Annotated in this window: 22 protein-coding genes, 1 other RNA gene and 1 other annotated feature; of the genes, 4 read left to right on the forward strand and 19 right to left on the reverse strand. The window is 42.8% G+C overall.

What is annotated here, in order from left to right; all coding sequences use genetic code 11:
• Positions 1 to 8: 8 nt before the first annotated feature.
• On the reverse strand, positions 9 to 1,151 hold the full coding sequence (locus MHH41_RS12165) for a cysteine desulfurase family protein (RefSeq protein WP_003216474.1): 1,143 nt from the start codon (positions 1,149 to 1,151) through the stop codon (positions 9 to 11).
• A gap of 18 nt (positions 1,152 to 1,169) precedes the next feature.
• On the reverse strand, positions 1,170 to 1,589 hold the full coding sequence (gene cymR / locus MHH41_RS12170) for a cysteine metabolism transcriptional regulator CymR (protein WP_034620651.1): 420 nt from the start codon (positions 1,587 to 1,589) through the stop codon (positions 1,170 to 1,172).
• 207 nt (positions 1,590 to 1,796) lie between these two features.
• Here cymR and MHH41_RS12175 point away from each other — a divergent pair, with 207 nt between their 5' ends.
• Positions 1,797 to 3,062, forward strand: coding sequence for a replication-associated recombination protein A (locus MHH41_RS12175; protein ID WP_044139600.1), 1,266 nt, complete (start codon positions 1,797 to 1,799; stop codon positions 3,060 to 3,062).
• 236 nt (positions 3,063 to 3,298) lie between these two features.
• Here MHH41_RS12175 and MHH41_RS12180 read toward each other — a convergent pair whose 3' ends face one another.
• The 5 genes from MHH41_RS12180 to MHH41_RS12200 all read right to left on the reverse strand — a co-directional run bounded on the left by MHH41_RS12180 (position 3,299) and on the right by MHH41_RS12200 (position 8,028).
• Positions 3,299 to 4,063, reverse strand: coding sequence for a tRNA threonylcarbamoyladenosine dehydratase (locus tag MHH41_RS12180; protein ID WP_044140034.1), 765 nt, complete (start codon positions 4,061 to 4,063; stop codon positions 3,299 to 3,301).
• A gap of 92 nt (positions 4,064 to 4,155) precedes the next feature.
• Positions 4,156 to 4,336: non-coding RNA, 6S RNA (ssrS, locus tag MHH41_RS12185), on the reverse strand.
• A 77-nt stretch (positions 4,337 to 4,413) separates the two neighbouring features.
• Complete coding sequence (gene aspS / locus MHH41_RS12190) at positions 4,414 to 6,192, reverse strand: aspartate--tRNA ligase (RefSeq protein WP_212046166.1); 1,779 nt, start codon at positions 6,190 to 6,192, stop codon at positions 4,414 to 4,416.
• An 18-nt stretch (positions 6,193 to 6,210) separates the two neighbouring features.
• Positions 6,211 to 7,485, reverse strand: a complete 1,275-nt coding sequence (hisS, locus tag MHH41_RS12195) for a histidine--tRNA ligase (RefSeq protein ID WP_003216423.1) — start codon at positions 7,483 to 7,485, stop codon at positions 6,211 to 6,213.
• Positions 7,486 to 7,559: 74 nt separating this feature from the next.
• Positions 7,560 to 7,799: a binding site (T-box leader), on the reverse strand.
• 58 nt (positions 7,800 to 7,857) lie between these two features.
• Positions 7,858 to 8,028, reverse strand: a complete 171-nt coding sequence (locus tag MHH41_RS12200) for a YrzK family protein (RefSeq protein ID WP_003216250.1) — start codon at positions 8,026 to 8,028, stop codon at positions 7,858 to 7,860.
• Between the two features lie 137 nt (positions 8,029 to 8,165).
• Between MHH41_RS12200 and MHH41_RS12205 the strand changes: the two genes are divergently transcribed.
• Positions 8,166 to 9,746, forward strand: coding sequence for an SH3 domain-containing protein (locus tag MHH41_RS12205; RefSeq protein ID WP_251190260.1), 1,581 nt, complete (start codon positions 8,166 to 8,168; stop codon positions 9,744 to 9,746).
• Between the two features lie 96 nt (positions 9,747 to 9,842).
• Here the strand turns inward: MHH41_RS12205 and dtd are convergent, their stop codons facing one another.
• The 8 genes from dtd to MHH41_RS12245 all read right to left on the reverse strand — a co-directional run bounded on the left by dtd (position 9,843) and on the right by MHH41_RS12245 (position 19,067).
• Positions 9,843 to 10,286 (reverse strand): D-aminoacyl-tRNA deacylase, encoded by a 444-nt coding sequence (gene dtd / locus MHH41_RS12210; protein ID WP_003216527.1) that lies wholly within the window; start codon positions 10,284 to 10,286, stop codon positions 9,843 to 9,845.
• 18 nt (positions 10,287 to 10,304) lie between these two features.
• Complete coding sequence (locus MHH41_RS12215; RefSeq protein WP_012010732.1) at positions 10,305 to 12,515, reverse strand: RelA/SpoT family protein; 2,211 nt, start codon at positions 12,513 to 12,515, stop codon at positions 10,305 to 10,307.
• 142 nt (positions 12,516 to 12,657) lie between these two features.
• Entirely contained in the window at positions 12,658 to 13,170 is a 513-nt protein-coding gene (locus MHH41_RS12220) for an adenine phosphoribosyltransferase (RefSeq protein WP_003216770.1), read from the reverse strand.
• A 23-nt stretch (positions 13,171 to 13,193) separates the two neighbouring features.
• The gene (recJ, locus tag MHH41_RS12225; RefSeq protein WP_340866393.1) at positions 13,194 to 15,518 is read right to left on the reverse strand and encodes a single-stranded-DNA-specific exonuclease RecJ; all 2,325 of its coding nucleotides are present in this window, start codon (positions 15,516 to 15,518) and stop codon (positions 13,194 to 13,196) included.
• Positions 15,519 to 15,599: 81 nt separating this feature from the next.
• Complete coding sequence (locus MHH41_RS12230; protein WP_003216178.1) at positions 15,600 to 15,953, reverse strand: LapA family protein; 354 nt, start codon at positions 15,951 to 15,953, stop codon at positions 15,600 to 15,602.
• A 101-nt stretch (positions 15,954 to 16,054) separates the two neighbouring features.
• Positions 16,055 to 16,321: a cation:proton antiporter regulatory subunit gene (locus tag MHH41_RS12235; RefSeq protein ID WP_340866394.1), complete on the reverse strand. Its 267-nt coding sequence runs from the start codon at positions 16,319 to 16,321 to the stop codon at positions 16,055 to 16,057.
• A gap of 179 nt (positions 16,322 to 16,500) precedes the next feature.
• Positions 16,501 to 18,729, reverse strand: a complete 2,229-nt coding sequence (gene secDF / locus MHH41_RS12240; RefSeq protein WP_340866395.1) for a protein translocase subunit SecDF — start codon at positions 18,727 to 18,729, stop codon at positions 16,501 to 16,503.
• Between the two features lie 41 nt (positions 18,730 to 18,770).
• Positions 18,771 to 19,067, reverse strand: coding sequence for a post-transcriptional regulator (locus tag MHH41_RS12245; protein WP_003216788.1), 297 nt, complete (start codon positions 19,065 to 19,067; stop codon positions 18,771 to 18,773).
• Between the two features lie 115 nt (positions 19,068 to 19,182).
• On the opposite strand from MHH41_RS12245, the gene spoVB reads away from it, so the two are divergent.
• On the forward strand, positions 19,183 to 20,733 hold the full coding sequence (gene spoVB / locus MHH41_RS12250; RefSeq protein WP_034620578.1) for a stage V sporulation protein B: 1,551 nt from the start codon (positions 19,183 to 19,185) through the stop codon (positions 20,731 to 20,733).
• A gap of 1 nt (position 20,734) precedes the next feature.
• On the opposite strand, the gene MHH41_RS12255 is transcribed toward spoVB, so the two are convergent.
• A complete protein-coding gene (locus tag MHH41_RS12255) occupies positions 20,735 to 21,397 on the reverse strand; it encodes a DUF421 domain-containing protein (RefSeq protein WP_340866396.1) in 663 nt (220 codons plus the stop codon).
• 165 nt (positions 21,398 to 21,562) lie between these two features.
• Between MHH41_RS12255 and MHH41_RS12260 the strand changes: the two genes are divergently transcribed.
• Complete coding sequence (locus MHH41_RS12260; protein ID WP_003216839.1) at positions 21,563 to 21,940, forward strand: TIGR04086 family membrane protein; 378 nt, start codon at positions 21,563 to 21,565, stop codon at positions 21,938 to 21,940.
• A 50-nt stretch (positions 21,941 to 21,990) separates the two neighbouring features.
• Here the strand turns inward: MHH41_RS12260 and yajC are convergent, their stop codons facing one another.
• The 3 genes from yajC to queA are packed head-to-tail and all read right to left on the reverse strand — an operon-like array spanning position 21,991 to position 24,511.
• Positions 21,991 to 22,257: a preprotein translocase subunit YajC gene (yajC, locus tag MHH41_RS12265; RefSeq protein WP_003216659.1), complete on the reverse strand. Its 267-nt coding sequence runs from the start codon at positions 22,255 to 22,257 to the stop codon at positions 21,991 to 21,993.
• A 48-nt stretch (positions 22,258 to 22,305) separates the two neighbouring features.
• On the reverse strand, positions 22,306 to 23,451 hold the full coding sequence (gene tgt, locus MHH41_RS12270) for a tRNA guanosine(34) transglycosylase Tgt (protein ID WP_003216540.1): 1,146 nt from the start codon (positions 23,449 to 23,451) through the stop codon (positions 22,306 to 22,308).
• Positions 23,452 to 23,482: 31 nt separating this feature from the next.
• A complete protein-coding gene (gene queA / locus MHH41_RS12275) occupies positions 23,483 to 24,511 on the reverse strand; it encodes a tRNA preQ1(34) S-adenosylmethionine ribosyltransferase-isomerase QueA (protein ID WP_106035303.1) in 1,029 nt (342 codons plus the stop codon).
• Between the last annotated feature and the right edge of the window lies 1 nt (position 24,512).

A 24,512-nucleotide genomic window follows, 5' to 3' on the forward strand; every position in this document is an offset into this window, starting at 1 on the left:
AGGAACGTTTATTTGGCTAAGCGTTTGACAACAGCTACTATCTTGCGCGCCGCCTGCTTCACATGATCCTCTTCATTCCCAAGACCGAAGCTTATTCTGACTGAGGACGTCAGCTTGTCTGCTTCTTCGCCATACATGGCGCTTAACACGTGTGAAGGAAGGACGGATCCAGCCGTACATGCAGACCCACTTGAAACAGCAATTCCTTCCATATCTAAATTCACAAGTAACGATTCGATAGAAACGCCCGGGAAATGAACATTTAAAATGTGCGGCAATGTCTCTTCCGGGTGCCCATTGATAGAGAAGTCGAGTGATTCCTCTTCGAATACTTGTAGCATGATTTCTTTGAGCTTACCATAATGCATGGCTTTTTCTCTTCTATTTTGCTTCGTTAATTGAACAGCTTCTGCAAGTCCGACGATCCCTGCCACATTTTCAGTGCCAGCACGGCGTTTTCTTTCTTGTTCTCCTCCGAAAATTTGCGGAGAAAGTTTCACGCCTTCGTTTACATATAAAAAGCCCGTTCCCATTGGACCATTTAGCTTATGGCCAGAAGCAGATAAGAGATCAATATGAAGGTCTGCTACATCGATTGGCATTGTTCCAAATGCCTGCACGGCGTCTGTATGAAAATGAGCAGTGTGATTGTGTAAAAGCTCACCAATGTCTTTGATTGGCTGAATCACACCTGTTTCATTATTGCCGTACATGATGGTCACAAGAATCGTATCATCTCTTAGTGCTTGTTTTAGTTGTTCAAGATGAATCAATCCAGTTTCATCCACATCTAAATATGTCACGTCAAATCCTAGCTTCTCTAGGCGTTCACATGTGTGCAGCACCGCATGATGCTCTGTTTTTGCTGTGATGATATGTTTTCCTTCATGCTGTCTTGCCATTGCCACACCTGTAATCGCCAGGTTGTCCGCCTCTGTTCCTCCACTTGTGAGGATGATCTCCTGCGGCTTACAGTGTAATTCTCCTGCAATCACTTCTCTTGCTTCATCGAGCCACTTTCTTGCCTCGCGCCCATATGAATGAATGCTAGAGGGATTGCCAAATATCTCTGTAAAGTAAGGCATCATCTTGTCCACAATACGCTGATCCATCGGCGTTGTGGCTGCATGATCTAAATAGATACGTTCCATTCCCGGTACACCTCTGATCTAAATATAGAACATATACGCCTCTTGATCCTCGTCATCTTTATAGCTTGCCAAGTCTTCAAGAGTTGTATTGTCCAGTACGTCTTTTACTGCATCACGAATTCGAATCCAAAGTGCACGCTTTGCTGGTTCTTCGTTTTCAATGACTTCGACAGGACTAATCGGTCCTTCTAATACACGAATAATATCACCGGCTGTGATCTCGTTTGGTTCATGTGCAAGAACATAGCCGCCGTATGCACCGCGAATACTTTTCACAAGACGGGCATTCCGAAGTGGTGATACAAGCTGCTCTAAATAATGCTCAGACAAATTATTGTTTTGAGCGATTGATTTTAATGATGTAGGGCCTTCGCCATGTTTTTTGGCTAATTCGATCATGATCGTCAGACCATATCTGCCTTTAGTAGAAATTTTCAAGTTAAACACCTCTGCGTTTTCTATTTCTATGTCATCAATTATTTTTCTGATTTCATATACGCTTATATAGACCAAAAGCAATTATATCATACTTTTAGCCAACTTTCATTTGCCGGTTCTGAGCGCTATAAGAGGACGCATCCCTTTTCTATTTGAAGAAATTTCGGTACTCTATACAAACAAGACATTGCTTTAGGAGAGATAATCATGAAACCTTTAGCGTACCGGATGCGCCCAAGTCATATTGAAGACATCATTGGGCAGGAGCATCTCGTTGGAGAAGGTCAAATTATTAGACGAATGGTCGAGGCAAAACATTTATCCTCGATGATTTTATACGGACCGCCGGGCATCGGGAAAACATCGATTGCGACGGCGATCGCTGGCAGTACAAGCATTGCGTTTCGGACGTTGAATGCGGTCATTCATAACAAAAAGGATATGGAAGCTGTCGCCGCTGAAGCGAAAATGAGCGGCCAGGTCATCCTCATTTTAGACGAGGTTCACAGGCTTGATAAAGGAAAGCAGGATTTTCTTCTTCCTTATTTAGAAAATGGCATGATCATTTTAATTGGCGCAACGACAGCTAACCCCTATCATGCGATCAACCCTGCCATCCGAAGCCGGACACAAATATTTGAGCTAAAACCGCTTGAAACAGAGCAAATCAAGGCTGCATTAACAAGAGCGTTACAGGATGAACATCGCGGACTTGGCGGTTATGAGGTGACAGTGGACGATGAAGCGATGAATCATTTTGCCAATGGATGCGGCGGGGACGTACGCTCTGCTTTAAATGCGTTAGAACTAGCTGTTTTATCGACAAAAGCAGATGATGCTGGGCATATTATGATCACTCTTGCCGCAGCAGAAGAATGTTTACAAAAAAAGAGCTTCTCACATGATAAGAATGGTGATGCTCATTACGATGTCCTCTCGGCTTTTCAAAAATCCATTAGAGGCTCTGACGCAGATGCGGCGCTGCATTACCTTGCCAGACTGATTGAAGCAGGGGACCTCGAAAGCATTTCAAGGAGATTACTCGTGATGGCTTACGAAGATATTGGCTTAGCTAGTCCGCAGGCAGGCCCTCGTGTGTTAAGCGCTGTTCAAACAGCAGAAAGAGTCGGCTTCCCGGAAGCACGAATTCCGCTGGCTAACGCAGTCATTGAACTGTGTCTTTCTCCTAAGTCCAACTCAGCATATAAGGCGATCGATGCGGCACTTGGTGACATTCGTTCAGGGAAAATTGGTGAAATCCCTGTTCATTTAAAGGATGCTCACTACAAAGGAGCCACAGCACTTGGCAGAGGCGTCGATTACTTATACCCACACGATTATGAAAACGGCTGGGTGAAGCAGCAATACTTACCTGATCCGCTGAAAAACAAGCAATACTATGAACCAAAGCAAACAGGTAAATTTGAAGGCGCACTAAAACAGGTATATGAGAATTTAAAACGCCAAAAATAAAAAAGCCCACCTGCCTATTAGCAGGTGGGCTGTCAGATTGTTGACAAAGGGCTAAAATGATCTTGATTTTAGCCCTTTGTCTTCTTTTCAGCGTAATAGAAAACCTTTGCAGTCTAGGAAGGACGAGCATCGGAGCGGAGCGAATTTAACATTCGTGAGCACCGAAGCGCAGATCTGACACCGAATGCAAGGGTTTGTCTACACGCTGGCCCCTGCCTAATTAGCAGGTGGGCTGTTTATTTATCCTTCACACGTGTAATTGGAATATCTTTTAAAAGCTGCATAATGACATGACCACCCATGATCAGTCCTGCAACAGATGGGACGAATGCGTTGGATGATGGCGGCATTTGTGCCTTGCGAATCTTCGCTTCATCATTTCCAACTTCTTTTCTGACATCTTCGCGGATGACAATCGGACTTTCATCAGAGAAAATGACTTCAATTCCTTTACGAATCCCTTCTTTGCGTAGACGCGTTCTCACGACTTTTGCAATTGGGTCGGTATGTGTTTTTGAAATGTCATCAATTTTGAAGCGGGTCGGATCTGTTTTGTTTGCAGCTCCCATACTCGAAATGATGTTCACATTGCGTTTCAGACACTCTTTCATTAAATGAATTTTATAGTGAATCGTATCTGACGCATCGATGACATAATCAAGTGGATATTCAAAAAATTGTTCATATGTTTCCTCTGTATAAAACATCTTGAGTGCAACAACTTCACATTCTGGATTAATATCAGCGATTCTCGCCTGCATTAAGTCAACCTTTGGCTGACCAACTGTTGAAAGCAATGCTGGCAGCTGACGATTTACATTTGTAATATCAATATCATCTTTATCAACAAGAACAATACGGCCAACGCCTGAACGAGCGAGTGCCTCAACTGCAAATGAACCAACGCCGCCCACACCAAGCACTGCAACTGTACTGTTTTTTAATATATCTAAGCCTTCCTTGCCAATGGCAAGCTCGTTTCTTGAAAACTGATGTAACAAGTGCCTCACTCCACCTTTATTTAAAATGAATCGAAAGAATCATATCATATTCAACCTTCTTCGTCATCCTTCTGAAAAAGAAAAAAACACAAAAAAGTCCCGACAACGCCGCCAGCTTTTCCTTCGTTTTGAACCCCGCACCATGCAGGTGGGTGCTTTCTTCCTGACTTTATAAGTCCTCTAAAGAGGCATTTATGCAGAAAGGAAAGGCAAGCTCCCGTATAAAAAAATGTTCGGTCAAAACTAGGTAACCACCGTACGTATCAGGACTTTATTTATTGATTGAAGAAAGCATATCATAGGCATGCCGCTTTTTCAAGCGTTTACATGCCTATATCCATGCGTCTATTTTACTGTTTTGCTTTTGTTTTAATGGCTAAACTTAACTCATCCAGCTGCGCTTCGCTCACATGACCTGGAGCATCTGTTAGCACGCAGCTCGCACTTGCCGTTTTCGGGAATGCAATCGTGTCTCTTAGGTTAGAGCGGCCGGCAAGCAGCATCACTAAGCGGTCAAGACCAAGCGCAATTCCGCCGTGCGGAGGAACACCGTGCTCAAAAGCATCTAGAAGGAAGCCGAATTGTTCATAAGCCTCTTCTTTTGAAAACCCAAGTAAGCTAAACATTTTTTCTTGAATGTCCTTTTCGAAAATACGAATCGAACCTCCGCCAAGCTCATAGCCATTCAGGACAAGATCGTATGCCTGTGCCTTCATGTCCTCTGGGCTTGTCTCAATTAATTCAAGATCGTCGCGTACTGGCATTGTGAAAGGATGATGGGCAGCATAGAAGCGTCCTTCTTCTTCATCTTTTTCAAGCAGCGGCCAATCAACGACCCATAAGAAGTTGAATACAGACTCATCGATGAGTTCAAGCTCTTTGCCGAGTTTTAAGCGAAGGGCACCAAGTGCGTCATGGACAACAGACGTCTTATCTGCAACAAAGAGTAAAAGGTCGCCTTCTTCGACTTGAAGCTGCTCCTTTAATTCTGCTTGCTTTGCTTCGTCAAAGAATTTAGCAATCGGCCCTTTTAATTCTGTGCCTTCTGCTTTAAGCCAAGCTAGACCTTTTGCACCGTAGTTCGCAGCAAATGCACCAAGGGCATCAATGTCTTTTCTTGAGTAATTCGCTGCAGCCCCTTTGACATTGATGGCTTTCACAGCTCCACCATTTTTTACAGCTCCGCTAAAGACTTTGAAATCAGAGTCTTTTACCGTGTCTGAAATGTTGACAAGCTTCATCTCAAAACGTGTATCTGGTTTATCAGAACCATAAGAATTCATCGCTTCATCATAGGTCATACGAGGTAATGGCAATGTCAGCTCTACGCCTTTGACATCTTTCATCACCTTTGCCATCATCTCTTCAGCAAGCGTCATAATGTCCTCTTGACTCATAAAGGACATTTCGATATCGACTTGTGTGAATTCCGGCTGACGGTCAGCACGCAAGTCTTCATCCCTAAAGCAGCGGGCAATTTGATAGTAACGATCCATTCCTGAGACCATCAGCAATTGTTTAAATAATTGCGGGGACTGAGGCAAGGCATAGAACTCTCCTTCGTGTACACGGCTTGGAACAAGATAGTCACGTGCACCCTCTGGCGTACTTTTTGTTAAAATCGGTGTTTCAATATCTAGAAAGCCGTTGTCATCTAAGAAATGGCGGAATGCTCTTGTGACCTCGTGTCGCATTTTCATCGTTTCAAACATAGCAGGACGGCGAAGGTCTAAGTAACGGTATTTTAAGCGCACATCTTCTGATACCTCGTCCGCTTGATCTGAAATGACAAAAGGAGGGGTCTTCGCTTCATTTAACACGCTGACCGTTTCGACTTGTATTTCAATTTTCCCTGTTTTTAGATTTGGATTAATTGTTGCTTCTTCTCTTGCGACAACCGTTCCTTTAATATCAAGGACATATTCATTACGAATCGATTCTGCTGTCTCAAGTGCCTCTTTTGAAAGGTCTGGATTGAAGACAGCTTGTACAATTCCTGTACGGTCACGCAGATCAATAAAGATTAATCCGCCAAGGTCACGTCTTTTTTGAACCCATCCTTTTAATACAACGGTTTGACCGATTTGGTCTTCTGTTACTTCTCCACAATAAAAAGTTCTACCAAACACAAACATTCCACTCCTTCTTTACGCCTTCTTGTGGGCCTTCATCATTTGAATCAGCTCATCAAGCTTCACTTCAATTTGTTCACCCGTTGTCGTATCTTTTACATTCACAATGTGCTGTGCCAGCTCATCTTCACCAAGGACAGCAATAAATTTGGCTTTTAATCGATCAGCCGCTTTAAATTGTCCTTTTAATTTCTTCCCTGTATAGTCCATTTCACTTGAAATGCCTTCTTTTCTTAGACGATTTAATAATGAAACAGCGTAATCTTTCGCATCATCACCGAGTGCAGCAATGTATAGATCAATGCCATCTTGCAATGGAAGATCAATCCCTTCAGCATCGATTGCTGATAGGAAACGCTCAATACTCATAGCAAAACCGATTCCTGGTGATTCAGGACCGCCAATTCCTTCAACAAGTCCATCATATCGGCCTCCGCCGGCTAATGTGGTAATCGCACCAAAGCCTTCAGCATTACTCATGATCTCAAATGCCGTGTGATTGTAGTAATCAAGGCCGCGCACTAAGTTCGGATCGACGACATATTCAACGCCTATATCTGTTAAGTATTGTTTGACCTTTTCAAAATAAGTCCGTGATTCATCATTTAAGTAATCTTGAATGGATGGAGCCGTTGCCATCAATTCGTGGTCACGATCCTTTTTGCAATCAAGAATTCGTAGCGGATTTTGATGTAAACGGGTTTGACAGTCATGACAGAATTCATCGATTCTTGGCTCAAAGTGCTCGACAAGTGCCTTGCGGTAGTCTGCACGACTCTCTTTGTCACCAAGGCTGTTAATGACGAGCTTTAAGTTAGAAAGACCTGCCTTCTCATAAACACTCATCGCAAGGGAAATAACTTCTGCATCAATGGCTGGATCCTTTGAACCGATCGCTTCAATCCCAAACTGATAAAATTGACGATATCTTCCCGTTTGCGGACGTTCATAGCGGAACATTGGTCCGATGTAATACAGCTTTGTTGGCTGCGCCGGCTGTGCAAATAATTTATTTTCAACATAAGAACGTACGGTTGATGCCGTTCCCTCTGGACGAAGGGTGATGCTGCGTCCCTTTTTATCTTCAAATGTATACATCTCTTTTTGAACGATATCGGTTGATTCGCCTACTCCCCGTGCAAACAGCTCTGTATGCTCAAAAATCGGTGTGCGGATTTCTTTGTATTGAAAGGCCGCACATGTATCTCTTGCAATTTGTTCAACATACTGCCAGCGTTCTGACTCTCCAGGTAAAATATCCTGTGTGCCTCTTGGAATATTAAAACTCATTTTTCGTCCTCCTACGACCATCATTCATTTTTTTATGTGGACATATAAAAAACCCCCGCCTCTACTATGTGTATAGTAGGGACGAGAGTTATACCCGTGGTGCCACCCTAGTTGGAACATGATCTAGCCATGTTCCCGCTCAAATCCTTAACGCAGATTCACGTTCTCCGCCTATTGACTCATTTTTAGAGCGTTCAGCAGGAAACCTACAGAGTGTTCTTTCGTGATAAATGCCATGCGGATTCGCTTTCAGCCTAAGGCGATTCCTCTCTGCTCACGCAATTTACCCTACTATTCTCTATCATCAGTTCCACATTTTAAATTTTCAAGTGTGTTGATTTATATTATAATAAGGTCGGTGCTGCCACTCTGTCAACCCTTGCCGTGCCTCTTTTTCTTTTCCAGCTCTTCTTTTGACGTACATCCGTATTCAGATGCGGTTTCTTCAAGGAAGCCTGGTTGATCCATTTCGTCGTGCTGCCAGCGATCGATATCACGATGTCCATTATATTGCACTCGTCCTAATTTTCTGCTTAATCTCATGTTTGTACATCCTTTTATCACGTTTTTATTTAGTATAAACAGATTGATTCAATTTTATTAGGGAAACTGCAAGGAATTAGTCCATTACATAACGAATTTACATTCATCGGTTTTATAAGGGAGGGGAAAACACCGTTTTGAATCTAAAAAAACACAATCAAATGATGATGCTTCTTACCTGTTTTGTTCTTATCGCAAGTACTTTGCCTATGGCACATGCTACAGCACAAACAGATCAAGCTGTGGTCGCTACAGATGAAATCAATGTGAGAACGGGTCCTGGTTTAAGCTATGGAATCGCAGCTGTTGTGAAGCGCGGAGAAAGCTATCCCATTCTCACGAAACAAGGAGAATGGGTGCAGATCGGGCTATCGAACGGTCAAAAAGGCTGGGTCGTCTCATGGCTGATTACAACATCATCTGGCAGCCAAAAGTCTGCTAAGCCGAAGACACAAAATCAAAGCTCAGCAGAGAGCAGTTCCATTACATCGACAGCCTCTGATCTTCGCATACGGACGGGCCCAGGGACTTCCTATCAAGTCGTCGGAACTTTCCCGCAAGGCGCTTCGGCTAAAAAGCTGCAGACAAGCGGCGAATGGACAAAAATTTCGTATAAACAAGCAGTAGGCTGGGTTCACTCTGATTATGTGTCAGGCGGCCAAAAAGCTTCTCAATCAAACGCTGGCGAGTCCTCTCGCTCTAAACAGACAGGCACAGTTGGCGTATCGAGCTTGAATGTAAGGCAATCGGCGGCACCAAATGCACAAGTCGTCGCTTCACTTGCCCGCAACACACAGATCACCATTTTGCGCGAGCAGAACGGCTGGTATGAAATTGAGGCAAAAGGCGTGAAAGGCTGGGCAGCAAGCTATTACATCGTCACAAGCAATGGAGCGAGTTCGGAGGGTGAAAAGAACTCATCTTCATCGGCTTCCCAAAAGAAAGCGTACATTGTTTACGATGGCACCAACATTCGAAAAAGTGCTTCTACCTCTGCTCAGATTGCAGAAAGAGCCACAAAAGGTGCTGCCTATCAAATTGTTCGCACGCAAGGTGACTGGTACGAGGTGACATTATCAAACGGCGGAACTGGTTATGTGGCAAGCTGGGTCGTTCAAACGAATAAAAATAGCAGCGAGGCACCAAGACCACAGCAGGATTCATCGTCAGGAACTGGTTCTTTAAAAGGAAAAACGATTGTTCTTGATCCAGGTCATGGCGGAAAAGACAGCGGTACGATTGGCGCAGATGGTGCGTTTGAGAAGAACATTACCATCAAAACCGCTAATTTACTGGCAGGCAAATTAAGGGCTTCTGGAGCAAATGTTTATTTAACTAGAAGTGAAGATACTTTTATCAGCCTTCAATCGAGGGTCGCGACATCTCATTACAGAAATGCAGATGCATTTATTAGTCTTCATTATGATAGTTTTATGGACCCAAGTGTCAGAGGAAGTACGGCATATTATTATCAAGCAGCAAAAGACCAGCAATTAGCGACAAACGTTCATACAGAAGTCGCTAAACGCTCTCAAATCCCTGATAAGGGTGTCAAATTCGGAGATTATTTTGTGTTAAGAGAAAACAAACGTCCTTCTCTTTTATATGAACTCGGCTATTTAAGCAATCCTCAAGAGGAAGCCATCATTTATAGCGCCTCTTACCAAGAACGAGTCACAGAAGGAATGACAGAAGGATTAAAACAATATTTCCGCTAGAAAAAAGAGGCCACTGCGCCTCTTTTTTGTTTGGTCGCAAAAGAAAAAGACTCTAAACAAACTCCTGCATGAGTTTATCTACAGTCTAAAGTAAATCTATTCTTTGCTATCCATCCAGATGGTGACGGGTCCTGAATTGGTCAATGACACATCCATCATCGCGCCAAAACGGCCAGTTTCTACATGAATGCCTTTTTCTCTAAGGGCTTTATTGAAACATTCGTAAAGGGCGTTCGCCGCATCTGGCTTGGCTGCTTTCATAAAATTTGGCCTTCTGCCCTTTCTCGTATCACCATAAAGGGTAAACTGAGACACAGACAGCACGCTTCCTTTTACATCCAATAACGAATGATTCATTTTCCCGTTTTCATCCTCAAAAATACGTAAATGTGCAAGCTTATCAGCTAAATAATGCACATCTTCTTCTGTATCTTCGTGTGTGACACCAACGAGTACCATATATCCTTCATTGATGGCACCTGTGATCTCTTCTTCTACCTTCACAGATGCACTTGTCACACGCTGCACAACAAGCCTCATAGACGATATACTTCCTTTCTAATTCATGAATCGGCGAACAGAGTAAATGTCTTTGATTTGTTTAATGCGTTCTACCACTTTGTGCAAATGGTTAATATTTTGGATAAAGATCGCCATATGGATCGTCGCCACTTTGTTACGATCAGACTTACCAGAAACCGACGAGATGTTCGTTTTGGTTTCGTTGACTGCTTGAAGCACCTCATTGAGTAAGCCGCGTCTGTCATATCCTAATATTTCAATTTCCACATTGTATTCTTTACGGTTTCGAGCAGGCTGTTCATGCTCCCACTCAACCGGGATTAACCGTTCCTGCGCTTCTCCTGTCTTCACGTTCGGACAGTCATCACGGTGAACAGATACGCCTCGGCCTTTCGTAATAAAACCAACAATGCTATCACCTGGAACAGGATTACAGCACTTAGATAAGCGGACAAGCAGGTTATCTATCCCTTTGACTCTTACACCTGCTTCTCGTTTCTTCCCGTGATACGTCTTTGGCTCTACAGTCACTTCTTGAACTGTTTTTTCTTGTTCTTCTTGATCTCTTTGTTTTCTTTCTTTTTCAGTTAAACGATTGGCGACTTGGAGTGCAGTAATTCCGTTATAACCAACCGCTGCATACATGTCCTCTTCGTTTGAGAAATTAAATTTGTCAGCCACTTTTTGCAGGTTTTCAGCTGTCAGAATGTCTTTGACATCAAACTCAAGGTTTTTGATTTCTTTCTCCACGAGTTCTCGGCCTTTTTCGACATTTTCTTCACGGCGCTGTTTTTTGAAAAACTGTCTGATCTTGTGCTTCGCTTGGGAGGTTTGGGCAAGTTTGACCCAATCCTGACTTGGTCCATAGCTGTGCTTTGATGTCAGAATTTCAATAATGTCACCTGTTTTCAATTTATGATCGAGCGTGACCATCTTTCCGTTGACCTTCGCACCGATCGTTTTGTTCCCAATTTCCGAGTGAATCCGGTAAGAGAAGTCAATCGGCACGGAACCCGATGGCAGTTCAATGACGTCTCCTTTTGGAGTAAAGACAAACACCATATCAGAGAAGAGATCGATTTTTAACGATTCCATAAATTCTTCTGCATCTGTCGATTCATTTTGGAATTCAAGGATTTCTCTAAACCAAGAGAGCTTCTTCTGGAAGACAGCTTCCTCCGTTGATTCTGCTGACTCTTTTCCTTCTTTGTATGCCCAGTGCGCAGCAATTCCGTACTCTGCAATTTCATGCATTTCCACTGTTCGGATTTGAACTTCAAGCGGGTCACCTTTTGGCCCAATCACTGTTGTATGAAGCGATTGGTACATGTTCGGCTTTGGCATTGCAATATAATCCTTAAACCTGCCTGGCATCGGCTTCCAGCATGTATGGATAATCCCGAGCACAGCATAGCAGTCTTTAATGCTGTCAACCAAAATACGAACGGCCAGCAGATCATAAATTTCATTAAACTGCTTATTTTGCAGGACCATTTTGCGATAAATACTATAAATATGCTTTGGTCTTCCGGAAAATTCAGCCTTGATGTTTACCTCTGACACCCGATCTTTTACTTCATTGACAACCTCGTCCAAGTATTCCTCACGTTCCGCTCGTTTACGCTTCATGAGATTCACGATCCGGTAATATTGCTGCGGATTTAAGTAACGGAGCGCTGTATCTTCAAGCTCCCACTTAATCTTTGAAATCCCTAATCTGTGCGCAAGCGGTGCAAAGATTTCAAGGGTTTCATTTGAAATTCTACGCTGCTTTTCCTGAGGAAGGTGTTTGAGCGTTCTCATATTGTGCAGACGGTCTGCCAGTTTAATCAAGATGACGCGTATATCCTGCGCCATTGCCACAAACATTTTTCGATGGTTTTCGGCCTGCTGTTCTTCTTGTGATTTATATTTAATCTTCCCGAGCTTTGTTACACCATCAACAAGCATCGCAACTTCTTCGTTAAAATGCTCTTTTAAATCCTGTAATGTCACATCTGTATCCTCGACAACATCGTGCAGGAAACCTCCTGCAATGGTCGATGGGTCCATTTCAAGGTCAACAAGAATCCCCGCCACTTGAATTGGATGGATAATATAAGGCTCACCAGACTTCCGGTATTGCTCCTTATGTGCATTTTCAGCATATTCATATGCTCGCTCTATAAATTGAATATGTTCAGCGGACAGGTATTCTCTTGCCTTGTCAATGACCTGCTGCGCCGTTAAAACTTGTTCGTTCGCCATGGAATCACCTTTTTAAATGAAAACTGTATTGTAGTTTATTATCAAGAAAAATTCGATAGATGTAAAGAGAAGAAGTCCGCTAAAAGATTTTTGATAGGAAAAAAGCACCCTTCTTACCGAGTGCTTTTTTCGTAAAACTCCATTAGTATTGCATTAACGTCAAGATGTCGTAACCGTCAAGCTTCTTTCTGCCGTCCAGATACGTCAGCTCAATCAAGAATGCAATTCCTGCCACAACGCCGCCCAATTCCTCTACAAGCTTGATGGACGCTTCAATTGTTCCACCAGTCGCAAGTAAGTCATCTGTAATCAATACACGTTGACCAGGACGAATCGCATCTTTATGAATCGTTAATACATCTTTCCCATATTCTAAGCCGTATTCGACTTTAACGACTTCACGAGGAAGCTTTCCTTCTTTACGAACCGGTGCAAAACCTACACCAAGTGCGTAAGCTACAGGGCAGCCAATAATGAATCCACGCGCTTCAGGTCCAACAATGAGATCAATGTCTCTTTCCTTCGCGTATTCAACGATTTGATCCGTTGCATAACGGTACACTTCGCCTTTATCCATTAACGTTGTAATATCTTTAAATTGTACACCTTCCTTTGGGTAGTCAGGTACAACTGTCACATATTGTTTTAAATCCATCTTTTCCTTTTCCTCCTCGTACGTCAAAGCACAGGTGAGACTTCGCTCATCATGCTATTCAGCCATTCCTTCAGCTCTTTGGCTGAGGAATATGTTAGTGTTTGATCGAGTTCCATCAATCGTTGTTTTGCTGTATAGGATGCTGATGCCGTTAAATCTTTTTTAGGGGCATCACGTACTATTGACAGCACACCATTCTCTATTTTAACAAAACCGAGTTCAAAAAACACCTTTGTCATAAAAATCATTGTATCTTTTGTCCAGCCTCTATGTTTCGCAAGCTCCATTCCTTGCTCCTTGAGAGGGAAACTTCCTCGCTTTAACAAGAATCCATAAAACCATTTGAATTGATCACGGCTAGGGAAAGAGGACATGAAATGATCTTCTTTTCTTTGGAAAACCGTATAAACTCTAGCTGGCTTTTGGTTTTCTAACAGCTGCCTTAGTAAGTGTTCATCTGCTGGAACATCTGCAAAGACAACATACTTGCCTTCTACATCGAATGTTGAAACATTTTCTGCATGGACATGATGAATCGGGATTTTGACTTCCTGTTTTGTTTCTTCGTCAAAACAGACCACCACATATTTTTCTGGGTCAAGCGTGGAGATTGTCTTTTCCCAATCCTTTTTGCCGCGCAAATCAAACAGCTGCCACTCATCTACTCGGGCATCTTTTAGCATGAGCTGTGGTTTCTTCCGGTTATTCCATTCATTGATGGACATTTCACCAATGACGGAAATGCGGCTACCTGTGACAACTTCTTCTTTTAATTGACCTTGATGAAAACCGACACAGTCAAGCAGCTGGTCTTCGTCTTTCAGAGACATTTTAATATGATTCTGATTTGCTCCAATTGTTCGAATTTCTTCAAGTCTCACATCTTCAATCATGATGAACGGCTTTGGATTCTGCATGCCAAATGGTGACAGCATCCCCACTTCTTCAATTGCTTCAACCGTCAACTCGTCTACCTTGCATACAGCATCAACCCGCTGAATCGGAATAAAGTCTTCTTCTGTCAACGTTTCATTCGCATATTGATTTAATCTTTCCCTTAGTAAAGGAACATCATCCGCTCGAAGTGTCATACCCGCAGCCATCGGGTGCCCGCCAAAATGCGGCAGAATGTCACGGCATTTGCTTAAATGGAAAAATAGATCGAAGCCAGGAATACTCCGCGCTGATCCTTTTGCCATTTGCGTCTCTTCATCTATTCCAAGCACAATCGCCGGACGAGAAAATTTATCCGTCAATTTAGAGGCAACAATTCCGACAACACCCGGATTCCAGCCAGCTTTCGCTACAACGATTGCAGACTGGTCATCACCTGTCTCTTCCACCATTTGAATGGCTTCTTCTGTGATCGTACTCACAATTTTTTGACGTTCTTTATTCAGTTCTTGTACAGAACGAGCGAGTTCTTCTGCTTCATCCTTATCCTCTGTCATGAGAAGATGAACAGCTGGATCGGCCTGTTCAATTCGTCCTACAGCATTCAGCCTTGGCGCAATTTGAAAGCCGACCGTTTCCTCATTTGCTTCTTCAAGAGTAGCACCTGCTTCTTTCAATAACGCCTTCAGCCCTGGTCTATTCGACTGCCTAAGCTGCATAAGCCCTTTTTTAGCGAGCCATCTATTCTCATCATGAAGCGGCACAAGATCCGCTATTGTCCCAATTGCCGCAAGATCTAACAGCTGAGTTGGCAGCTTTCCAAGAAGTGCATGCGCCACTTTAAATGCTACGCCTACACCGGCAAGTTCTTTAAAGGGATACTCACAGCCTGGCTGCTTAGGATGAACAATCGCAAGTGCCTCAGGCAGCTCCTCACTTGGTTCATGGTGATCTGTAATGATCAGGTCTAACCCTATTTCTTTTGCAATACGTGCTTCATTTACAGCTGCAATACCTGTATCGACGGTGATGACAAGCGATGCGCCTTGCTCTTTGATATATCGGAAAGCCTGTTCATTAGGCCCATAGCCTTCTTTAAATCGATCTGGAATATAAAAGTCTACTTTCGCAGACAACTCTTTTAATGTATGTAAAAGCACAGACGTACTTGTCACACCATCCGCATCATAGTCTCCGAAGATCACAATCGATTCCTGCTCTTCGATCGCTTTGTTGATGCGCTCTACTGCCTCTTTCATTCCTTTTAATAGAAATGGATCATGAAATTCGGCTTTTTGATCAAATAAAAAAGACCTCGCTTCTTCTACTTCTTCAAGTCCTCTTTTTACAAGAAGCGATGCAGTCAGCGCTGAAATATTCAGATTTTCAGAGAGTGATTTCACTTTTTCTTCGCTTGGATGTTCATATTCCCAGCGCATTTTGGATAATAACATAAATTCACCCCTCAACCACACTATTATACTAGAGTGGCCTGAGGGGTTTCAATTTTTATTTTATGAAATTGTGCTGGAAGATTATTTTTCCTTCCGGTTAAATGATGCTGGCTGTTCTTTTAAAGGCGTCACATTCGGTTTCTTTTGAACGTCTTTGTCGATCTTTTTATTCGAAACAGCAGGTGCAGGTGCGGCTGCACGCTCAGCTTTTAATGCCTTTAGTTCACGTTTTAGTTTCATAATTTGGAAAATCCCTGCAAAAGCCACAATGAGTCCGCCCATGAGCACAGAACCAATAATGACAAGGATCAGCGGCCATTCAGCCGATCCAAATAAGTAGTCAACTTGCACCGGCCGCACATTGATTACGGCAAATACTGAGACAATTAACACGAAAATAAATGCGAGTATGATGGTCCATTGTTGTTTGTTCATCTACATATCCCCCAAGCTTTTTCTTTTATTCTTCCCTTTTTATTGTCCTTTTTAAACACAGAAAGAAATGAGCGGAAGAAAATCTATCAGCATGGGCATGATTAGCTGCTTAGTTTTTCTTTCATGAGATTCTTTATTTCTTGTCTTTCTCCAGAAATAACAAGGGTATCCCCTTCTTCAATGGCCGTTTCAGGTCCTGGATTTAAAATCTTCTCATGTGATTTTCTCACGATAGCGATGACTGTTACTTGATCGTTTTGGCGGACACTCAGGTCTCCGATTGTCTGCTGAACAGCTGGTGCATTCTTATCAATCTTAAACCATTCAATCATCCCGATACCTGGCAGTTCAGTTTCCCGAACCTTCATAACAGCCCCTCCAAAGCCAAATGCCTCAAACGGACACTTGCTTTCTATACTTGTCTAAACGTATGTCATTATAGCAAAAGACCATTTCAAGATCAATGATACCAGAAATGTTTTTTCGAATCGTCTTATTTTCGGAAAAACTAAAGAAAAAAGACTGCCATTCAGGCAGTCTCACTCAATTAAACATCTTGCTCAGTATCAATCTTCGCCGGTTTTTTCATCTCACGGCCTTTCCACATGAGCCAAATTTGCGCTGCGATATATAGAGATGAGTACACCCCTGTTAACAGACCGACAAGTAAGGCGATGGAGAAGTTCGTAATTGACGCTGATCCAAAGATAAGCAGTGCGATTACAACGACAAGTACGGTTAATACCGTGTTGACAGATCGCGTAAAGGTTTGCTGTAAACTTAAGTTCACAATGTACGATAGATCTTCAATGGTTTTTGGTTTGCGCTTCTTCATTTGTTCACGAACCCTGTCAAAGGTGACGATCGTGTCGTTGATCGAATATCCGATGACTGTGAGGATCGCCGCAATGAAGGTGACATCCACCTCTAAACGCGTAATACTAAAGAAGGCCACGATAAAGAACGCGTCATACAGCAGTGAAATAATCGCTGCAATGGCCATTTTATATTCAAATCGAACGGATACATATAAAATGATCCCGATTGAAGCAATGATGACAGCATATAATGCATTTCGGGCAAGTTCTTTCCCAACAGTCGGAGACACTGTACTTACGTTCGGCTCCGTTCCGTATTTATCTTTGAAGTAATCTTTCACTTCAGCAATCTTTTCTTTGTTCGGCACACCGACAAATCTCGCTGCTGCCTGATTTTCTTTTTGACCCGATAACACGACACTGTCTGTCTCAAGGTCCAGCTTTTTAAAGTCTTGCTCGACTTGTTCAGTTGACAGCTTGTGATCACTTTGGATATCAATTCTAGTTCCACTTGTAAAGTCAATTCCCGCATTCAGCTTGAAGATGGAAAGAACGATGATTCCCGCAATGGTGATAGTAGCTGAGAAAATCATAAATCCTTTACGTTTGCTGACGAAATCCCACTTATCAAACGGTGTTTTTGGCTCGGTGGTTTCTGTTGTTTCATGAATGTTCATAATGTCTTTTTGACGAACACCAAACCAGCCTTTTCTCCGGTCAAGATAGCGGCTTTCAACAAGAAGACCAAGAAGGAATCTTGATAGGAAGACAGCTGTGATAAAGCTAGTTAAAATCGATAGGATGAGCATCGTTGCAAATCCTTTTACCGAGCTTGTCCCGAAGAAGAACAGCACGCCGCCGGCAATAATACTTGTTAAGTTTGCATCAAAGATGGTTGCAAATGATCGGCGGTTACCTGATCTGAAAGCAGAACGGACTGATTTGCCGAGCTTGAGCTCTTCTTTGATCCGCTCATAAGTAATAATGTTGGCATCAACAGCCATCCCTACCCCTAGAATCAACGCCGCAATTCCAGGCAGCGTCATGACTGCACCCATCCAATCAAACACTTGAAGCGTAATGTAAATATAAGCTGAAAGTGTGATGACAGCGATAAGACCAGGTAATCGGTAATAAAGCAGCATGAATAAGAAGATAAATGCGATTCCTACAATTCCTGCGAACACTGTTTCGTCCAGTGCTTGTTCACCAAACTGTGCACTCACAGATGTTGAATATTTTTCTGTTAATTTCACTGGCAATGCCCCGGCATTTAAAATACTTGCAAGGTCCTTTGCCTCTTGGACAGTAAATTTCCCTTCAATTTGCACGTCACTGCTGTTAATTTCTTGATTCACATTCGGCGCAGAGACATACTTATGGTTTGATTTTGAGACTTCTTTTTTGAAGGAATCTCCTTTGTGGTAATCAAGCCAAATGACAAGCTGGTTATTCGGCGCCATCGCCGCTACTTTTCTTGTGACGTCACCAAATTTTTTCGCATCCTTTAGTTTAACCGTCACAATTGGCTCATTCGTTTGACTGAATGTTTGTTTTGCACTGTTTTCGACCAGGTCAGCCCCGTTAAGGAGTTCTTTATCATTCGTATCTCTGAAGGATAGCTGTGCTTCAGTGGAAAGAATCTCCCTAGCTCTGTTTTGATCTTTTACTCCCGCAAGCTGCACACGGATACGATTGTTGCCTTCAATCGAGATGTTCGGCTCACTTACACCTAGCACATTGGCTCTTCGGTTTAAAGCCTCCACTGTACTGACGAGGACACTATTTGTGATTTTATCCTCTTTTTTCACTGGATGTACATCATACAGGACCTCAAATCCACCCTGTAAATCCAGCCCTAGCGTCATATCTTTCGCAACAGGCTTTGTTAGTAAGCCTACGCCAGTTCCGATTAACAGAACCACTAAGAAAAACGCAAGAATGCGCCCTTTTTTCATTATGTATTTCCTCCTTAAACACCTGAATCCATTAAGATGGCTTATTTCAACAGTTCATCTAGCATATTCTTGCCATCTTCACTGTCCAAAAAAGCAGACGTTTTAAACGACTGAACGGTTGCATAGTTCATAAATTCGCCAATTTTCACAGATAAAATATCTGCAACCATTTCATGAATCGGATACTCTTGTTTTTTCTTCCACTTCTTATTCTCTAAGTATGACCATAATTCCTCTAAATCTACATCTTTATAGCCCAAAACGATGAATTCTTCAAGCTTACTGAACAGAAAAGGCTTTAAATGGTCTTTGTAAATTGCAGCCGGATGTTGTGTCAATGGGACGCTCCCCCTTTTCAGTTTTTATCGAGAGACTTGTCATGCTTGGACGATATACACGCATATCTTATTGTATATGATTCTATGTCGTTTGAGAAGGCAGGTGATCTTTGATTTGACGAAGCAAACGTTTTTAAAGGGCACGATTATTTTAATTTTAGCAGGTTTTATCACGAGAATATTGGGTTTTGTCAATCGAATTGTCATTGCAAGGTTCATTGGCGAAGAAGGAGTCGGGCTTTATATGATGGCTGCTCCTACCTTTTTTCTCGCTGTGACGCTAACACAATTCGGACTGCCTGTCGCTATCAGCAAGCTTGTCGCAGAAGCAGAAGCCCGGGGTGACAAACAGAAAACAAAACGAATTCTTGTCATGTCTCTTGCGATAACAGGGACTCTCAGCCTGATATTCACGCCGCTCTTTTTATGGTTTGCACCCATCATGGCAGAAAATATGCTGACAGATCCTAGAACGGTCTATCCACTGCTTGCCATTACGCCCGTTGTCCCAGTCATCGCCATTTCCAGTGTGCTAAGAGGATATTTTCAAGGCAGACAGCAAATGAGCCCGCTTGCCATATCTCAAGTACTGGAACAGGTTGCAAGAATTTCTCTAGTGGCAGTATGTACAACGGCTTTCCTTCCTTATGGGATTGAATATGCGGCAGCAGGTGCGATGATTTCATCTGTTATTGGAGAGATGATTTCACTTGCTTATTTACTGATTGCCTTTCGTTATAAAAAGACCATTCGTATTCGAAAACGATTTTTTAAGGCGATTCATGACGGTAAGGACACGTTTAAGCAGCTGATGAGTATTGCCCTGCCAACAACAGGCAGCCGTTTTATCGGGAATATTTCGTGGTTTTTAGAGCCGATAGTTGTCGCGCAAAGTCTTGCCATTGCTGGATATGCGGCCGTCGAGGCGACAAGACAATACGGGGAATTGACTGGTCTTGCGCTGACCCTTTTGACACTGCCTAGCTTTATTACGTATTCTCTCTCCACTGCACTGGTCCCAGCAATCAGTGAAGGAATGGAGCAGAACAAACGCAAAACGGTCGAATACAGGCTGAAGCAGGCGATGCGTCTTTGTCTACTCAGCGGAGGTATTTCCTGTATTATTCTTTTCGTTTACGCAGAAGATTTAACGCTCTTTATGTATGGTTCATCGCATGCGGCTATTTATGTAAAATTCATGGCACCATTTTTTCTTCTATATTATTTTCAAGGGCCGCTTCAAGCCGTCTTGCAAGCACTCAATTTAGCTGGTGCGGCGATGACGAATAGTCTGATAGGTGCTGTTGTGAAAACAGGAATGATTTTTGTCCTTGCTTCACAGCCGGGCTTTGGCATTATGGGGGCAGCACTTGCAATATTAATCGGCATCGTCCTTGTCACGCTGCTTCATGCGGCAACTGTCGGTAAAGTACTGCCTATTCATTTACCAATGAAGGAATATGGGATATGCGTTCTTGTGATCATCGGCACTGGGGCCGTGAGCCTTTGGCTGAAATCTCAAGTAAACGGGCTCTTTTCTGCCCCGATTGAGCTTGTGATGCTGATCTTTGTTACGTGCGCGCTGTATGTCATTCTATTAATCTGTCTAGGGCTAGTGAAGCGAGAAGAGCTTCGCCGTATCCCGTTTATAGGGAAACTGCTTTAGCTCATTTCTTCTTAATCACTTCATCTTTCAAATCAATATAAAATGTCTTTTGATTAAAGCTGCAGTAGGAAATTTGATCAATTTCATGATAGCCCCTTTTGGCAATCTCATCTTTCAGCCACTGTTCATTTTGATTAATTTGCTTCAAATGATCGTGCTGTACAACGCCATCAGCAATAAGTGGCAGCTCAAGCGCTCCGTGTGTGTGCTTGTTTTCTTTTTCGACAACCGCAAGCTTTCCGGATGGCTCTAAAATGGCGTAAGACACATCCTGAATGCTATCGATGTTGTTTTCTCTTAATTGAATGAGCAGGTCATCAAAATTGTATCGCTGTTTTCTCATCGCACCCTCGTCAATTTTCCCATTAATGATGAGCAGGACCGGTTTGCCGTCAAGAAAGCGCCGGACACCTTGGAATTTCAATGAGAGATAGGCAAGTGTGATTTGAATGAAGGTTAACAGCAGGATCGGCCATACCGTATGTAACATGTGATCCTCGACTTCTTCTATAGCGAGAACCGCAATTTCTGCGATCATCATAAAAATGACAAGATCTAAAATACTCAATTCGCCAATTTCTCTCTTGCCCATTAACCGAAAAATAAACCAAATAAGAAAATATAAAATGATTGTTCTCATGGAGATAATCAAGATGTCCTGCATGTGATGTAAACCCTCCTTCTCCACCATAGCTTGTGTCAAAACCCTTTATTTATGTAGAAAAGAAAGCCTCTGTTTTTATCGTGAGAAACATGTCTATTTTTTCTTCTATGTGAATACATTTTAGTAAAAGACAAGCTTCGGTCAATTGGAGAGGAGACGAATCACATGCAGGAAACGAAACAAATCGGAAAAGGGATTTTATCCGGCTTAATGGCCATTTTTATCGTCATGATTGTCACAAGCTTACTTGTATCGCTCATGCTTACCTTCACAAGTATGCAGGAATCATCGTTTAAATGGATGATTATGATTTTGTCCTTTGTGGCACTTTTATTAGGGGGGATCATTTCTGGAGGAAAGGCAAAGGAGCGCGGCTGGTTCATTGGTGCGATTACTTCGCTGATCTTTTCCCTCACTGTATTTTTGTTTCAATATTTAGGGTTTGGAGAAACCTTTTCACCAGAGCAGTTCATCTATCATGGGGCATTTCTAGGGATTTGTATGCTCGGCGGAATGATTGGCGTCAATCTTCGAGGCAAATAAAAAAAGAGCGGATCTATATCGCTCTTTTTTTATGGCTATGTATCGGAGGATTAGCCTTTGTCAGCTAATTCTCTAATAGCACGACGATCGAAAGTTAAACGGTTGTTTTCGCTTGTTTTGATGACCACTTTTGATTCATCAATGTAGTCGATTTCACCGTGTAAACCACCGATTGTGACGATTTTATCGCCTTTTGATAAAGATTGCTGCATCTGACGCACAGCTTTTTGTTGCTTTTGCTGTGGACGGATTAATAAGAAGTAAAGCACAGCAAACATGACAACAATCATAATGATTGAACCCATACCACCATCCATTCTATTTCACCCCTTTCTAAAGCATTGTAAAGCCTTTTCGTTTATGCGTTAAAAGTTTTTCGCATTCGGTTCGTTAAAGCCGTAACGCTCAAAAAACTCTTCTTTAAAATCACCTAAACGATCCTCACGGATAGCTTCTCTCACTTGCTCCATTAATTTTAACAGAAAATGAAGATTATGATAAGTTGTTAATCGAATTCCGAACGTTTCATTTGTTTTGATCAAATGTCTAATATAAGCGCGTGTGTAGTTTTTACATGTGTAGCAGTCACAATTTTCATCGATTGGTCTGAAATCACGCTCATATTTTGCATTTTTCACAACTAGACGTCCTTCGCTTGTCATCAACGTACCGTTTCTAGCAATTCGTGTTGGCAGCACGCAGTCAAACATATCTACACCGCGAATGGCGCCGTCAATTAAGGAATCTGGTGAGCCGACACCCATTAAGTACCTTGGCTTGTCTGCTGGTAACAATGGCGTTGTGAACTCGAGTACACGGTTCATCACATCTTTTGGTTCCCCAACAGATAAGCCTCCGATGGCGTAACCTGGGAAATCAAGTGACACGAGATCTTTTGCACTTTGTTTACGAAGCTCTTCGTATTCTCCGCCTTGGATGATTCCAAACAGCCCTTGATCCTCTGGACGCTGATGTGCTTCTAGACAGCGTTCTGCCCATCTGCTTGTCCGCTCTACAGAACGTTTCATGTAATCGTATTCTGCTGGATATGGCGGGCATTCATCAAATGCCATCATAATATCAGAGCCAAGCGCATTTTGAATGTCCATGGCCTTCTCAGGAGAAAGGAACAACTTATCTCCATTTAAGTGATTACGGAAGTGGACGCCTTCTTCTTCAATTTTTCTAAATTCACTCAAAGAGAAGACTTGGAATCCGCCTGAGTCGGTCAAAATCGCTCGATCCCAGTTCATAAATTTATGCAGGCCGCCTGCTTCTTTCACAATGTCATGACCCGGACGGAGCCATAGGTGGTACGTATTGCTTAAGATGATGCCTGCTTCCATTGCCTTTAGTTCTTCAGGCGCCATCGTTTTGACTGTAGCCAGTGTACCTACCGGCATAAATACAGGTGTGTCAAAGGAGCCGTGCGGTGTATGAACGCGTCCTAGTCGTGCACCTGTTTGTTTGCATGATTTAATGAACTCATAACGTATCGGTAATTGCGACAAAAATGAGCCCTCCTGTCTTTGTTGTATGATGTTATTGAATCAGCATGGCATCGCCAAAGCTGAAGAATCGGTATTCCTCTTTTACAGCCTCATTGTACGCTTTTAGGACATGCTCTCGTCCAGCTAATGCGCTGACAAGCATGATTAACGAGGATTTTGGCAGATGGAAATTCGTGATCATGCCATCAATTGCCTTGAATGTGTAGCCGGGGTAAATAAAGATTGACGTCCAGCCGCTTGACGCTTTGAATTCACCGTCATGCGCACTTGCAATGGTTTCTAGCGTTCTCGTTGACGTTGTCCCCACTGAAATAATCCGCCCGCCTTCTTTGCGAACGCGATTAAGCTCTGCCGCTGTTTCTTCATTCATTTCGTAAAATTCCGCGTGCATTTCGTGTTCTTCAATACGATCTGCACTGACCGGACGAAAAGTACCAAGCCCCACGTGCAGTGTAATGAATGCGATGTGCACACCCTTTTCTTTCAGCGCATCCAGCAGCTCGTTTGTAAAGTGAAGACCAGCAGTTGGAGCAGCAGCGGAGCCGACCTCTTTCGAATACACCGTTTGATAGCGTTCACGATCGTCAAGCTGCTCTTTAATATAAGGAGGCAGCGGCATTTCACCAAGGGATTCAAGTACTTCATAAAAAATGCCGGTATACTGAAACTCAACTTTTCTGCCGCCATGATCTAATTCTTCTGTACATACCGCTTGAAGCCGTCCATCACCAAATGTGATCACTGTTCCTTTTTTCACCCGTTTGGCTGGTTTTACAAGTGTCTCCCATTTGTCGCCTTCCTCTTGTTTTAAGAGAAGAAGTTCAACTTTTGCACCTGTATCCTCTTTCATTCCAAACAACCGTGCCGGCAGAACGCGCGTATTATTTAAAACGAGACAATCACCCGTTTGAAAATAATCGGTAATTTGTGAGAATGTATCGTGTTTGATTGCACCCGTTTGTTTATTTAAGACCATCAGTCTTGATGCATCTCGTTTTTCAAGCGGTACTTGTGCAATCAATCTTTCTGGTAAATCAAAATCAAATAGTTCTAACTTCATT

Origin of the sequence: Bacillus sp. FSL K6-1145, from assembly GCF_038003425.1 — a bacterium.
Classification (GTDB): domain Bacteria; phylum Bacillota; class Bacilli; order Bacillales; family Bacillaceae; genus Bacillus; species Bacillus pumilus.

Coding starts and splice junctions, on each gene's coding strand:
- MHH41_RS12165 (WP_003216474.1), bottom strand. CDS start 1,151: ATGGAACGTATCTATTTAGATCATGCAGCCACAACGCCGATGGATCAG.
- MHH41_RS12175 (WP_044139600.1), top strand. CDS start 1,797: ATGAAACCTTTAGCGTACCGGATGCGCCCAAGTCATATTGAAGACATC.
- hisS (WP_003216423.1), bottom strand. CDS start 7,485: ATGAGTTTTAATATTCCAAGAGGCACACAGGATATTTTACCTGGAGAG.
- MHH41_RS12200 (WP_003216250.1), bottom strand. CDS start 8,028: ATGAGATTAAGCAGAAAATTAGGACGAGTGCAATATAATGGACATCGT.
- dtd (WP_003216527.1), bottom strand. CDS start 10,286: ATGAGGCTTGTTGTGCAGCGTGTGACAAGTGCATCTGTGAAGGTAGAA.
- MHH41_RS12215 (WP_012010732.1), bottom strand. CDS start 12,515: ATGGCGAACGAACAAGTTTTAACGGCGCAGCAGGTCATTGACAAGGCA.
- MHH41_RS12220 (WP_003216770.1), bottom strand. CDS start 13,170: ATGGATTTAAAACAATATGTGACAGTTGTACCTGACTACCCAAAGGAA.
- recJ (WP_340866393.1), bottom strand. CDS start 15,518: ATGTTATTATCCAAAATGCGCTGGGAATATGAACATCCAAGCGAAGAA.
- MHH41_RS12230 (WP_003216178.1), bottom strand. CDS start 15,953: ATGAACAAACAACAATGGACCATCATACTCGCATTTATTTTCGTGTTA.
- MHH41_RS12235 (WP_340866394.1), bottom strand. CDS start 16,321: ATGAAGGTTCGGGAAACTGAACTGCCAGGTATCGGGATGATTGAATGG.
- secDF (WP_340866395.1), bottom strand. CDS start 18,729: ATGAAAAAAGGGCGCATTCTTGCGTTTTTCTTAGTGGTTCTGTTAATC.
- MHH41_RS12255 (WP_340866396.1), bottom strand. CDS start 21,397: ATGCAGGACATCTTGATTATCTCCATGAGAACAATCATTTTATATTTT.
- MHH41_RS12260 (WP_003216839.1), top strand. CDS start 21,563: ATGCAGGAAACGAAACAAATCGGAAAAGGGATTTTATCCGGCTTAATG.
- yajC (WP_003216659.1), bottom strand. CDS start 22,257: ATGGATGGTGGTATGGGTTCAATCATTATGATTGTTGTCATGTTTGCT.
- queA (WP_106035303.1), bottom strand. CDS start 24,511: ATGAAGTTAGAACTATTTGATTTTGATTTACCAGAAAGATTGATTGCA.